Consider the following 13026-nt stretch of genomic DNA (forward strand, 5'->3'; position numbering starts at 1 on the left):
ACAATAATGAAGGAGAATTTTCAATGATCCGAATCATAGCCATACTTATTTTGTTTATCCCAGGTTTAATAGCTGCTATAGGCATTAAGTTAATGAGAGACACATTATTTGCTACTTTCTATCCGATATTTTTACATAGTAGTATTCAGTTCATTATTGGGCTTATACTATTCTTGGCTGGACTTGCTTTCATAGGCGGTTTCATTATACACCGGGATCGAAAACGACAAAAAAATCAGCAACAAAAAAGAAATTGTTATGCAAATGGGGACTAAGTCTCCATTTTTTTAATTGTAGTCATTTAACATTACGATCTACATACTTTACCGTCAATTTAAAGTAAGTACATTCATTTTTATTCTTTATAATGTGAAAATAAACAGAATTTATGATATGATGAAAAATAAAAAATCAGCGGGAGGAATTCACACGTGAAAGTTGCAAAATTTGGAGGAAGCTCTGTAGCTAGCGCAGAACAAATAGAGAAAGTTGCCAACATTATAAAAACGGACCTCCAAAAGAAATTTATTGTCGTTTCTGCTCCAGGTAAGCGACATAAATCAGACCAAAAAATGACGGACATGTTTATTCAATTATGGAAAGCAAGCCAACAGAAAGCTTCTTTAGAGCCATTTATTGATCCAATTATTAAAAGATTTACTGAGATTGTGGAACAGTTAAGCTTGTCTTTCACTATTGTGGGCGAAATTAAACAATCCATTAATAAGCTATTACATATGGAGGAAGCACCTATTAGAAAATTAGATGCTTTAAAAGCAATTGGTGAGGATAGTTCAGCTAAAATTCTTAGCGCGTACCTTACTTCAATTGGTTTAGAAGCACGTTACGTAAACCCTCGCGAAGCTGGTGTAATGGTCAGTGATGAACCGGGTAATGGCAAAATATTGCCAGAAAGTTTTGAGATGATATATAAATTACGCTCTACAAAAGGTATTTCAGTTATCCCTGGTTTTTTTGGATATACAAATGATGGAAAATTAATTACATTTTCACGTGGTGGTTCTGATATTACCGGATCCATTATAGCCGCCGGAATTAAAGCGGATCTATATGAAAATTATACAGATGTGGACTCTGTTTACGCAGTTAATCCTTCCATCGTAGACAACCCTAAAAAAATAACAACACTTACGTATAAAGAAATGCGTGAATTGTCTTATGCAGGATTTTCGGTGTTTCATGATGAAGCATTAATACCTGCATATCGGGAAAAAATACCAGTATGCATTAAAAATACAAATAATCCGCAAGCAACTGGCACATTCATTGTTTCTGAGAAAAAACCAAGCGAAAAATGTGTTGTTGGCATTGCCAGTGACACTGGTTTTTGCAGTATTTATATTAGTAAATACTTGATGAACAGAGAGATTGGTTTTGGACGTAAAGTGCTCTCTATATTAGAAGAGGAAAGTATTTCCTTCGAACATGCTCCTTCAGGTATCGATGATTTATCGATTATTATTCGGGAAAAACATTTACCTCTAGAAAAAGAAAAGCAAGTATTAGAACGTATTCAAAAGGAGTTATGCCCTGATTTAATTTCTATTCATCGTAATCTCGCTATGATTATGATTGTGGGGGAAGGACTCGTGCGTACAATTGGTGTCGCTAAAAAAGCAACGTCCGCCATTTCTAGTGCGAATGTAAATATTGAGATGATTAACCAGGGGTCATCAGAAGTTTCTATGATGTTTGGCATTATAGCTGACGATCTAGAAAAAGCTGTTCAATCATTGTACAATGCTTTTTTTGTCAAATAAGATCTTTTCATTCAAAAAAACATATCCCTCCAAAATATAAGGGATATGTTTTTATTTGAAAATTTTTAACTTGCTTTATGTTCTAACCGTAAATGGTCAGCCACCATCGCAATGAATTCTGAATTTGTTGGTTTTGCTTTCGAAATGCTGATTGTATATCCAAATAAGGCAGAAATAGAGTCAATATTCCCTCTACTCCACGCTACTTCAATAGCATGACGAATGGCACGTTCAACACGTGAAGCAGTAGTATTGTATTTCTTAGCTATATCTGGATATAAAACCTTTGTGATAGAACCAAGCAGCTCAATATCATTAAATACCATCGTAATGGCTTCTCGTAAATACATGTAACCTTTAATATGCGCAGGAACTCCTATTTCATGAATAATGTTGGTGATACTTGCTTCTAAATCTTGTTTTTTCCTTTCTTTTCGCTGAACTTTTGAAACACCAGCAGAGTAAGAGGAACTGCCCTGTACTTGTCTTATTTGTTCAGCTAAATTATCTAAATCAAAAGGCTTCAAAATAAAATAAGCGGCACCTAAATCTACTGCTTTTTTCATCACTTCTTCTTGCCCAAAAGCTGTAAGCATAATGACGTGTGGAGGATTCTCTTTCGAAGAACGTAGTGTGTTCAGAACAGCAAGTCCATCCACATGTGGCATAATGATATCTAGAATTAAAACATCTGGTTCCAAATCATCCAGCATGGTCAAGCAATCTCTTCCATTAAACGCTGTACCAATAACTTCAATGTCAGCTTGTTCTTCAAAATAATCTTCCATAAGCTTAATCAATTCCCGGTTATCATCTACTAAACAAATTTCAATCTTTTCCACAAAACTCCTCCTTTTATGTAGTACATTACTTCTCTTTATTCTACATATTCTACATAAATGTAAATTATCCTTTTTTTATTTAACAAACATTGGTTTTTTTTAGATTTGCTTTATTTTGCTTAATATTTCTCTAATAAACGACTACATTCGATAAATTAACCCAGATGTTTGTCGAATTATATTTGCAGTTTTAATAAAAAGCGCTATAGAAACAGTAAATTAAATAACATGCACCAACTATATTCAATAGATGCCTGCCCTAGAGAAAATTTTTTCACTTAAATAAGTATACCACAATTACTTCAATTCCTTGGCTTTGTCCAATTTTCTTTTCTCGCATCGTAAAAAAAGACTTGATTTGGAAAAAATCCAACCAAGCCTTTCATTTAACTTACTTTTTTTGGTGATGAAGTAGCTGTATTAATACCAGCTTCCTCTAGCATAAACTTAATGTGAACACCATACCCCGATGTAGGGTCATTTACGAATACGTGAGTGACTGCCCCGATAATTTTGCCATTTTGTATAATAGGACTTCCACTCATCCCTTGTACAATTCCACCTGTTTTGCTGAGCAATTCCTTATCTTTTATTTGAATGACCATTCCTTTTGTTGCTGCATTTTTCTGAGGAACACTGCTAACAACTTCGACTTCGTACTCTTTTATCTCTTCCCCGGCAAGTACTGTCAAAATTTTTGCAGGCCCTTCTTTCACCTCGTTAGGTTGAGCTATAGGCAATGGTTTTTTTATTTCCTCTAAATTTTGATTTAACTTTCCAAAAATACCAAATGCGGTATTTTTTGTAATAGATCCAATCTTATCTTCAGTTGCTGAAAAAGTGGCTTGTTTTTCTCCTGGTATACCATTATTTCCTTTTTCAATGGAAGTTACAGAAGATCGTACGATAGAGCCATTATTAATTTCTATAGGTTTTTGGGTATCCATATCGGAAATGACGTGACCTAAAGCTCCATATTTTTTTGAATTTGGATCATAAAAAGTCATCGTGCCTATTCCTGCAGCAGAGTCTCTTATATATAATCCGATTTGATAATTATTTTCTTTTTCATCTAGAGCTGGCTCTAATTCGGTAGAAATTGTTTTCTTTCCTCGTTTTAATTTTATATCCAACGCATTTTTTGTTTGTCCGGCTTGTTTTACAAACGGTTTTACATCTTTCATTTTTTTAACTTCTTTGCCATCAATTTCTAAAATAACATCGCCGACTTGAATATCTGCTTTTTCCCCAGGTGAAACTCCGCCCGTTTTTCCCTTTACTAAATGATGACCAACAACGAGTACACCCTTTGTTTGTAACTGAACTCCAATGGATTGTCCACCGGGTATAATTTTTATTTCTTCTCTTGATTGTGCTTTTGTTTGTTGAATAGGTAAGCCAATAATTTGATGAAGTGTAGAAGTATCTTCTGGATTCATGCTAGTTGCTGTGGTTGCTGCTTGTGTAATTTGACTTTCCGCTTTAAATAGGTTTGTAATAACAGGAAGCGCAAGTAAGGCAAGCATTGTCAAAAAGCATATACCGAAACGTAATATTTTGTTGTGCTTTGTTCGCAAGTTCATTCACTCTCCTCTTTTCATACCCAAACCACCTTTTATCTGTACCTTTAATTTAAGCTTTTTGTGGATGATTTAAACTGGTGAAAGATAAGCAAGCTTGCCTAACATTACCTACAGCTTTTTTATTTGTTATGTATATTGCTTTTGAAGAAAACAAAACTAATTTTTTATCTTTTTCACATAGTATAACTAAACGATACAATCTAATTTGGCGCATTGATTCTTGAAAGCCAACCGTTTTACTTATACTACAAAGTCATTTTTACCAAAAGAAAAAAGCCAGATAGTTTATTTTCTGGCTTTTTGTTATAAATTATGCTCTTTTCCTTTAAATTGAATCACCATTTCTAACATCTCTCTAGCATGATTCACCGCTGATTCTGTAAGCTTTGTACCTGTAATCATTCGAGCAAGTTCATTAATTTGCGCTTTTTGGCTTAATTCATAAACAGTGGTGGATGTTCGTTGATTTGTTACCTCTTTCTCAATTAATTTATGTGTATCAGCCATAGCTGCGACTTGGGGTAGATGTGTAATGCATAAAACTTGTGACTTTTGTGAGATGTGATATATCTTTTCAGCAATCGCTTGTGCCACTCTACCGCTTACTCCAGTATCTACTTCATCAAAAATGACACTTGTAACACCTTGATGTTTAGCAAATATTTTCTTCAAACTTAACATAATCCGAGACAATTCTCCTCCAGAAGCTACTTTATTTAAAGGTTTGGGAGGTTCACCTGGATTGGTGGAAATCAAAAATGTCACATCATCCATTCCATTTTTATGCAAATGATTCTCTGGCTCTTCTTGTGGTTCTATGTTCTCAGCAAACTGAACCTGAAATTCCGTCTTTTCTAAGTAAAGGTCTTTTAATTCCTCATGAATTTCCTTCGTCAAAGCTTTTGCCGCTTTTTTTCGAATATCACGCAATTCTTGAGCTTCCAAAAAAGCATCCTTGGCTTTTTCTTTTATTTGTTGTTCGAGTTTAGATATATGAGAATCTTTATTGCTTATTTCTTCTACTTCTTCTTCTATCTTTGCCATATAAGTCAACATATCCGAAACCGTAGGACCATATTTTCTTTTTAAACGATTAATTTCATTTAAACGAGCTTCAATTTCATTTAGGCGTTCTGGGTCAAATTGCAACGTTTCAATTTGATTTCCTAAGTCATGGGTCAATTCTTCTAACCCATAGTAATAATTTGCAATATCTTCTGCTTTTTGTGCTAGAGAAGCGTCATAATTACTGTTATCTTGCAATGCTATTTGCGCCTGATTTACCCAATCAAGCCCTTTTTGTTCGCCATAAAGAGAATTGTAAGCAAGCTGTAAGGATGAATAAATACGTTCAAAATTAACTAAAGTATTCTTTTCCTCTTCCAATTTCTCGTCTTCATTAGGTTGTAATTGAGCTTCTTCCAATTCCCGCAACTGGAATTGCAACAAATCTAATCGTTGAGCTGTTTCTTGTTCATTTTCACTCAATTTACGATAACGATTTTTTAGTTTAGATAATTGGTCATATAATTTCAAGTATTCTTTTTTCGCCTTATTAATTAATTCAGGCTGGTATAAATCCAACAAATCTAAATGATGCTCAGGATTCATAAGGGACTGTGTTTCGTGCTGACTATGAATATCAATTAATGTCCTTCCAAATTCACGCAGGACAGCTAAAGTTACTAATTTGCTATTAACCCGACAAATACTTTTCCCATTTGCTGTTATAGTACGTCTAAGCACAAGTTGCTGGTCTTCACTTTCAATGCCATACTGCTCACAAATGGTATATACAGGGTGTGATTCATGATCCAAAGTAAATAAACCTTCAATATCTGCCTTTTTAGCACCGTGACGGACAAATTCAACAGAACCTCTACCTCCAGCGAGCAATTGAACCGCATCAATAATAATGGATTTACCAGCTCCCGTTTCACCTGTTAAAACGGTTAATCCTTCATTAAAAGTAACGGAAAGCTTGTTGATTATCGCAAAATCCTGAATAGACAATTCCGTAAGCACGTCATAATTCCCCACTTTCGTATTACAACATCTCGATAAAACGTTCTTTTATCGTTAAAGCGTCTGCCTCTGTTCTGCATATAATTAAACAAGTATCATCACCACAAATAGTACCCATTATTTCTTCCCAATCTAACTGGTCGATTAAAGCTCCAACAGCGTGAGCATTTCCCGGAAGTGTTTTGAGTACGATAAAATGGCTTGCATAATCAATTTTAACAAATGCATCCATGACTAAACGCTTTAATTTATCTAATGGATTAAAGCGTTGGTCTGCAGGTAAACTGTATTTATATGTTCCATTTGCCGTTGCTACTTTTACCAAATGTAATTCTTTAATATCTCTAGAAACCGTTGCTTGTGTTACATTATAGCCTAAGTTTTTCAACCGATCTACAAGTTCATCTTGCGTTTCAATTTCATTATCCGTAATTAATTCCCTTATCTTTATATGTCGTTGTATTTTGCTCATCGGGTGCCTCCATTTTTTAAACTTACACGATAAGAAAGTGCAATCTTAAATATTATAGCAAACAGATACACTTAGATCATGCCTCTTACGCTGTGCTAAAAATGTTAAGATTAGTTATTGTTTTTTTCGAGCCAATGCTTCATGTGCTTCAGAAACTAAGCTCTTAATTTCGAAATCAGAAAAAGCTTTAGGAGATGGTCTATGTTTTTCCCAACCTAAATGCAACAAAAACTCGATATTCCCATCTCCTCCAGTTATAGGAGAAAAAGTTAAATCAAATACCTGGAATTTTTCTTGCAATGCAAAGTCAATAATCTGTCTTAAAACAGCTTGGTGCACACGACTGTCTCGAACAATTCCTTTTTTGCCTACTTGCTCTTTTCCTGCTTCAAATTGTGGTTTAACTAGTGCAACAACATCACTGTTATTTTCCAATAAATGCTTTAAGACTGGTAAAAGTAAACGTAGTGAAATAAATGAAACATCAATAGAAGCAAAATTTGGTTTACCGTTTACCAGCATATCCACCGTAACATAACGAAAATTTGTTCGTTCCATTACAATAACCCGGTCATCATTTCTGAGTTTCCAATCAAGCTGATTATAACCAACATCAATGGCATAGCATAAGGATGCACCATTCTGCAATGCACAATCTGTAAAGCCACCAGTAGATGAACCTATGTCCATTACAATTTTATCTGTTACTGTAAGCGAAAAAGTCTTTAGCGCTTTTTCGAGCTTTAAACCTCCACGTCCAACATAAGGTATTAATTTTCCTTTTACCGTCAAATTTATCGATTCATCCACTTGCATTCCTGGCTTGTCTAATCTTTGTTGACCAGCAAACACAAGTCCAGCCATAATTAAACGCTTTGCTTTTTCTCTTGTAGTGGCAAGTGATTTTTCTACTAATAACACATCAAGTCTCTTTTTACTCATACAGTCAAATTCCCTTTTGTTAATTTTTAGGTAGTACGCTTATTTTAAATTTATTTTCCATAATAGAAATGACTTTTCCCGCAAAAAAAATGATTTTCGTTGAAGCATTTATCGCAAAAAATTTGCCCATTGCTTTTCCACCAACTGTTAGGGCGGCGACAACACTTGTTAGCACTACAGAAATGATAATTTGAATGGAAGAACCCTCACCATGACCTAAAATATTGGCCATTTGCAGTACTACAATTGCTGAAGCCGTTCCACTTACAATTCCAGAAATATCACCAATAACATCATTACAAAAACTGGCAAATCGATCGGCATTTCTAATAATAATCACTGCTTCTTTTGCCCCAGCTACTTTTTCTGCAGCCATCGCATGGAATGGAGCCTCATTAGCTGCTGTCGATGCTATACCTAACATATCAAAAATAACACCAACGAAAACGATAACAAATACAATAAAAAGGCCGATAAACCAGGCAACACCACTTAATATTGAAGAAGATATAACTGAAAAAATAGCCGCTAACACAAAAGTGATAACGGCAATAGTTAAACTAAATTTAATCGATCGTTTTACATGTGATTTCATTTCATACCTCATTATTTTAATACTTTTACGCTATTTTATACTATGTATAACAGGAATGGTCATTTAAAAGGTAAAAACTGCGGCTTAGGTCCAGTAGGTTTTCCCAAATGGTTACCCCGTGTTACCACAAAGGTGGTTCCCCTTTAAAACCATCTTAGCTTTGTCACCAAGAGCTAGACTGGATTACCACTTAGTCCACACTATAATCCCTTTTAAATGTCGAATGAACAGTCTAGGAGATTTCCTCAGCAGTTCTTAACCGTCCCCTAGCCTCTTTTGCAGTGCTGATTTCATAGAGATTACAACATAAAATTAGTGGCCACCTAATTTTATGTTTTATTGCCCTAATCCCCTCAGTCACCACTCAAGGCAGGCTACGCTGCATATTAGGTGTCCCTTACCGTCTACTGCAGGTTCATACCCCATTCCATAATGACAACTAGGCTTAGCTATTACTACAGAGATGGGCCTCCGCGGAAATCGGGTCAACGCCCACATGCCTTTGTGGATCGCCCGATAACCTTAACTCCCAGCACAGACCCAAAGCTGGGCGCCTCAAGCCTGCACAAGGAACTTCATCGATGTGCCCTTTGGCGAATTTTTAGGCTCGCCTTCAGGTACGGAGAACTGACTAGAATACTGCACCATTCCTTATTCTACATAAATTATATCATATATTTTAGAAAAAAACTATGGGTTAATAATCTCTTTGACCAAAATAAATGGCTAAATCCATCAAATTAGAATTTTCTATGCCTGCAGCTTGCAGAGATTCTTTTGCTTTAAGAAGATATTGTTCTTTTTTCTCAATAGCACCATCTATACCAAGCAATTTTGGGTACGTACTCTTTAAATTAAGCGCATCACTACCTACCGGTTTACCTAGCTTTAATTCGTCACCAGTAACATCCAATATATCGTCTTGAACTTGAAAAATAAGCCCTAAATAAGAAGCAAAAAGTTGTAATGCGTGCAATTGCTTCTCTGTAGCCCCTCCTAGGTATGCTCCTGCATAGACAGCGTAGCGAAGTAACTCACCTGTTTTTAAAGTATGTACACGTTCAAGTTCTTGTAAAGTAATCGCTTTATCTTCTGCTTCCATATCTAAAATCTGTCCAGCGACCATGCCTTTAGGACCGCTCGACTCAGCCAATAGCGCTATTAATTCTGCTTTTTGAACAGCTGTAAGTTTGTCATCTTTACTTATTATTTCAAAGCTGTAGGTCAACAAAGCATCGCCAGCTAATACAGCTGTAGCCTCACTAAAGGCTTTATGATTGGTTAATTTACCTCTACGATAATCATCATCATCCATTGCGGGTAAATCGTCATGAATTAATGAATACGTATGAATCATTTCTAGTGCTGCAGCCGAACTTAAAGCTACAGTTATATCCTTTTGAAACGCTTCATAGCTTGCAAGTAATAATATTGGTCTTAACCGTTTACCGCCAGCTTCTACTGAATAAGTCATTGACTGCTTTAATGCAGGAGGAACTTGTAAAGCTTGCATATACTTTTTTAAAGCATTGTCTATGAATTGTTTTTTTTCCTCTAAATACATCTCCATCGTTCGTTCCACGTTTATTCTTCCTCCTGAAGTGGGAATCCTTCTAATTCTCCCTGTTCGTTCATAATTTTGGTCATTTTTTCTTCTACTTGGTTTAACTTATCCGTACAAAGTTTCGACAGCTTCATGCCATCTTGATAATAGCTAATTGCCTTTTCTAAAGGAACGTCTCCTGTTTCCAGCTTTTCTACAACTTCCTCTAACTGTTGCATCGCTTCTTCAAATGATAATTCTTCCTCAGTCATTTTGGCTCTCCTCCTTTGTTTCTATAACTTTACACTTTAAAAGTCCATCTGCTAAACGTAAAGAAATCGCATCCTCCCGTTCAACAGCATGCACAGACTTAATAATCTGTCCTGTACTTGTATAAGGAATAGAAAATCCCCTCTTCATTATTGCTAATGGATTAAGCAAGCTTAATTTATCCATTTCATTATGAAGTTTTTTTACCTTGTCTGTATGTAGTTGTTTCATTACCATATATTGTTGTTTCACTAATTGTTGAAGCTGTTGTTTTCCTCTTTCTACTTGTTTTCCAGGATGTTGAACGGTGAACCGAGCCCATAAGTGCTCGTAGGACTTATTACTTGCTTCCATCGTATGTAACATCGCTTTTTGTAATTGCTCTATTTTCCCATCTAATTCTTGTTCTTTTTGTTTCAGCAACTGATAAGGGTAGCGAAAAGCATATGACTGTTTAAGTCTAAAAAGGTGTTTTTGCTGTTGTTTCCATTTTTCTTGCATATCTTTCGTCGCCATGCGTTTTAGTGTAACAATCTTATCTTTAAGATCTTGACTCGACGGTACAGCAATTTCTGCAGCAGCCGTAGGGGTTGGGGCTCGTAAATCAGCTACAAAATCACTTATTGTCGTATCCGTCTCGTGCCCAACCGCAGAAATGATAGGAATGTTAGAATGAAAAATAGCTTTCGCCACTATTTCTTCATTAAAACTCCAAAGCTCTTCAATCGATCCGCCGCCTCTTCCAACAATTAACAGGTCAAAGTCTCCCTTTTGATTGGCAATTTCAATGGCCTGTTTAATGGAGCGAGCAGCTGCTTCTCCTTGAACTAATGCTGGAATGACCGTTAACTCAACAATAGGATAGCGTCGTTTAATGGTTGTAATAATATCTCTTACAGCTGCTCCTGTTGGCGACGTAATAATACCAATATTTTTTGGTAATGGAGGGATATTTTTTTTGACATAATGATCAAAGTACCCTTGTTTCTCTAACTTTTCTTTTAATTGCTCAAAAGCAACATACAGCGCGCCAATACCGTCTGGTTCCATTTGTTGAATATATAGTTGATATTGCCCATATGCTTCAAAAACACTAATTTCTCCCTTAATTAAAACATTCATTCCATTTTCAGGTTGAAATTTTAATGAGCGATTATTGCCTGCAAACATTACTGCTTGAATTCGTGATCGATCATCTTTAATTGTTAAATACATATGTCCTCTAGAATGGTGTTTAAAGTTGGAAATCTCACCTCGAAGCCATACTTGGCGTAAATGGGGATCCACATCCATCTTGCGTTTAATATATCTAGTTAATGCCGTAACAGTTAGATAATTATCCTTCACGGTTCTCCAACCTTTTTGCTGCTTTAATCGTGTTCTTTAAAAGCATAGTGATCGTCATAGGACCTACTCCACGAGGAACAGGAGTTATAAATGATGCCTTTTCTTGTACAGAGTCAAAATCTACATCACCGGTTAATTTTCCGTTCTCTAAACGATTCATCCCTACATCAATCACGGTAGCTCCTTCTTTAACATAACTAGCATCAATCATATTCGCTTTTCCTACAGCAACAACAAGGATATCAGCGATTCGTGTAAATTGCTTCAGGTTTTCTGTTTTAGAATGACAAGTGGTTACTGTGGCATTTTCGTTTATCAACAGTTGTGCCACTGGCTTTCCAACAATATTACTCCTTCCTATAACAACCGCGTGTTTTCCTGCTATAGAAATATTTTTTGAGCGAAGCATCGTTATAATTCCGTATGGTGTACATGACAAATATGTATCCATTCCTGTCATCATTCTACCAATGTTAATTGGATGGAAGCCATCTACATCTTTTTCAGGAGATATAGTTTCTATTACCTTTTGTTCATCGATATGAACTGGTAATGGTAACTGCACAAGTATCCCATGGACATTTGTATCACCATTTAGCCTATGTATTTCCTTCAAAAGATCTGATTCGCTTACTGTTTTTGGTAATTCAATAATATGAGAGCCTATTCCCGTTTCACCACAGGCTTTTTCCTTTCCATTCACATAGGATCGAGATGCAGGGTGATCCCCAACAAGGATAACAGTAAGTTGAGGATGAATACCACCTGTTTTCAACGTATCTACTTCCTTTTTCATTTCTTCCTTTAGTGCTAATGACAAATCTTTCCCGTTAATAATTTCTGCAGACAATGCAACTACCCCCTTCAAATTTTATAAAAACCGCTTTACTACCAATCAAACAAGATTAAAGTTACGAGGAATTATCTGAACCATCATTTTCCAACTATAACAAATACTGATTTAAGGGTGTTTATAATAGGCTTGGTGATGGTTACTCACTAATGCGTGATAATACACCGTTAATAAATTTACCAGATTTTTCATCCCCAAACGTATTTGCTAACTCAATGGCTTCATTAATAGAAACACTTACAGGAATATCTTCTACGTAGCGTATTTCAAAAACTGCAATCCGCAATATTGCTTTTTCAACAGACGCAATCCGTTCTAAGCTCCAATTCTCTAGTTTCTCACTAATGATTTTATCGATTTCTATTTTATAGTTTATTACTCCGTTTACAAGTAAATTTAAAAAGGCGTCCTTTCTTACTTGTTCATCCAGATGTTCCATTTCATGAAAGGATTGTATTTCATTCATGTCAATAGAAAATATGATTTGCAATGCCTTCTTTCTAGCTTCATGTCTATTCATTCCTTACTAACTCCTTTAGTTCATCTCTCCCAAAATCATAACACGATTCCAATAGCAACGCTACAATCAACCTTTAATTGCTATATCCAAAATGCATCATACTATTTTCCAACAAAACTCTATTGGAAGAGCTAAAATATTGTCGAACATTTGTGAAAAACAGGGTTACGTTACCCTGTTAACTATATTATTTTTTAAAAATTTTATCTTTTACGAACCAAATATTGGGACACTACGAAATAACCTGACCTAC

General features: G+C 35.5%; 13 protein-coding genes. 2 read left to right on the top strand and 11 right to left on the bottom strand.

The features are described from left to right. Window positions 1–23: 23 nt before the first annotated feature. Complete coding sequence (locus BUB45_RS01080) at window positions 24–275, top strand: DUF2627 domain-containing protein (protein WP_073004322.1); 252 nt, start codon at window positions 24–26, stop codon at window positions 273–275. A gap of 156 nt (window positions 276–431) precedes the next feature. Then, a complete protein-coding gene (locus BUB45_RS01085) occupies window positions 432–1781 on the top strand; it encodes an aspartate kinase (protein ID WP_073004323.1) in 1350 nt (449 codons plus the stop codon). Between the two features lie 65 nt (window positions 1782–1846). Here BUB45_RS01085 and spo0A read toward each other — a convergent pair whose 3' ends face one another. From spo0A to nusB, 11 genes are all read right to left on the bottom strand, one after another. Beyond that, window positions 1847–2623 carry a sporulation transcription factor Spo0A gene (spo0A, locus tag BUB45_RS01090; protein WP_073004325.1) on the bottom strand — a complete coding sequence of 259 codons (777 nt, stop codon included), beginning with the start codon at window positions 2621–2623 and terminating at the stop codon, window positions 1847–1849. Window positions 2624–3009: 386 nt separating this feature from the next. Further along, window positions 3010–4206 carry a SpoIVB peptidase gene (gene spoIVB, locus BUB45_RS01095; RefSeq protein WP_073004327.1) on the bottom strand — a complete coding sequence of 399 codons (1197 nt, stop codon included), beginning with the start codon at window positions 4204–4206 and terminating at the stop codon, window positions 3010–3012. 303 nt (window positions 4207–4509) lie between these two features. Then, a complete protein-coding gene (gene recN, locus BUB45_RS01100) occupies window positions 4510–6231 on the bottom strand; it encodes a DNA repair protein RecN (RefSeq protein WP_073004329.1) in 1722 nt (573 codons plus the stop codon). A gap of 22 nt (window positions 6232–6253) precedes the next feature. Continuing rightward, on the bottom strand, window positions 6254–6703 hold the full coding sequence (gene ahrC, locus BUB45_RS01105) for a transcriptional regulator AhrC/ArgR (protein ID WP_073004330.1): 450 nt from the start codon (window positions 6701–6703) through the stop codon (window positions 6254–6256). Between the two features lie 114 nt (window positions 6704–6817). Beyond that, complete coding sequence (locus tag BUB45_RS01110; protein ID WP_073004332.1) at window positions 6818–7645, bottom strand: TlyA family RNA methyltransferase; 828 nt, start codon at window positions 7643–7645, stop codon at window positions 6818–6820. A 19-nt stretch (window positions 7646–7664) separates the two neighbouring features. Further along, complete coding sequence (locus tag BUB45_RS01115; protein ID WP_073004334.1) at window positions 7665–8240, bottom strand: hypothetical protein; 576 nt, start codon at window positions 8238–8240, stop codon at window positions 7665–7667. Between the two features lie 697 nt (window positions 8241–8937). After that, the gene (locus BUB45_RS01120) at window positions 8938–9822 is read right to left on the bottom strand and encodes a polyprenyl synthetase family protein (protein ID WP_425303947.1); all 885 of its coding nucleotides are present in this window, start codon (window positions 9820–9822) and stop codon (window positions 8938–8940) included. 2 nt (window positions 9823–9824) lie between these two features. Beyond that, complete coding sequence (locus tag BUB45_RS01125; protein WP_073004335.1) at window positions 9825–10055, bottom strand: exodeoxyribonuclease VII small subunit; 231 nt, start codon at window positions 10053–10055, stop codon at window positions 9825–9827. Then, the gene (gene xseA / locus BUB45_RS01130) at window positions 10048–11400 is read right to left on the bottom strand and encodes an exodeoxyribonuclease VII large subunit (RefSeq protein WP_073004337.1); all 1353 of its coding nucleotides are present in this window, start codon (window positions 11398–11400) and stop codon (window positions 10048–10050) included. Before xseA ends, BUB45_RS01125 begins: the two co-directional genes overlap by 8 nt. Beyond that, entirely contained in the window at window positions 11390–12250 is an 861-nt protein-coding gene (gene folD / locus BUB45_RS01135) for a bifunctional methylenetetrahydrofolate dehydrogenase/methenyltetrahydrofolate cyclohydrolase FolD (protein ID WP_073004339.1), read from the bottom strand. The genes xseA and folD overlap by 11 nt, the downstream gene beginning before the upstream one ends. A 142-nt stretch (window positions 12251–12392) precedes the next feature. Then, a complete protein-coding gene (gene nusB, locus BUB45_RS01140; protein WP_073004340.1) occupies window positions 12393–12773 on the bottom strand; it encodes a transcription antitermination factor NusB in 381 nt (126 codons plus the stop codon). Window positions 12774–13026 lie beyond the last annotated feature (253 nt).

The organism is Virgibacillus chiguensis, from assembly GCF_900129865.1.
In the GTDB taxonomy this organism is placed as follows: domain Bacteria; phylum Bacillota; class Bacilli; order Bacillales; family Amphibacillaceae; genus Virgibacillus; species Virgibacillus chiguensis.

What these genes read in the sequence shown, in the direction of transcription:
- nusB (WP_073004340.1), bottom strand. Translation starts at nt 12,773, where the DNA reads ATGAATAGACATGAAGCTAGAAAGAAGGCATTGCAAATCATATTTTCT.
- ahrC (WP_073004330.1), bottom strand. Translation starts at nt 6,703, where the DNA reads ATGAGCAAAATACAACGACATATAAAGATAAGGGAATTAATTACGGAT.
- BUB45_RS01110 (WP_073004332.1), bottom strand. Translation starts at nt 7,645, where the DNA reads ATGAGTAAAAAGAGACTTGATGTGTTATTAGTAGAAAAATCACTTGCC.
- BUB45_RS01115 (WP_073004334.1), bottom strand. Translation starts at nt 8,240, where the DNA reads ATGAAATCACATGTAAAACGATCGATTAAATTTAGTTTAACTATTGCC.
- spoIVB (WP_073004327.1), bottom strand. Translation starts at nt 4,206, where the DNA reads ATGAACTTGCGAACAAAGCACAACAAAATATTACGTTTCGGTATATGC.
- BUB45_RS01125 (WP_073004335.1), bottom strand. Translation starts at nt 10,055, where the DNA reads ATGACTGAGGAAGAATTATCATTTGAAGAAGCGATGCAACAGTTAGAG.
- BUB45_RS01080 (WP_073004322.1), top strand. Translation starts at nt 24, where the DNA reads ATGATCCGAATCATAGCCATACTTATTTTGTTTATCCCAGGTTTAATA.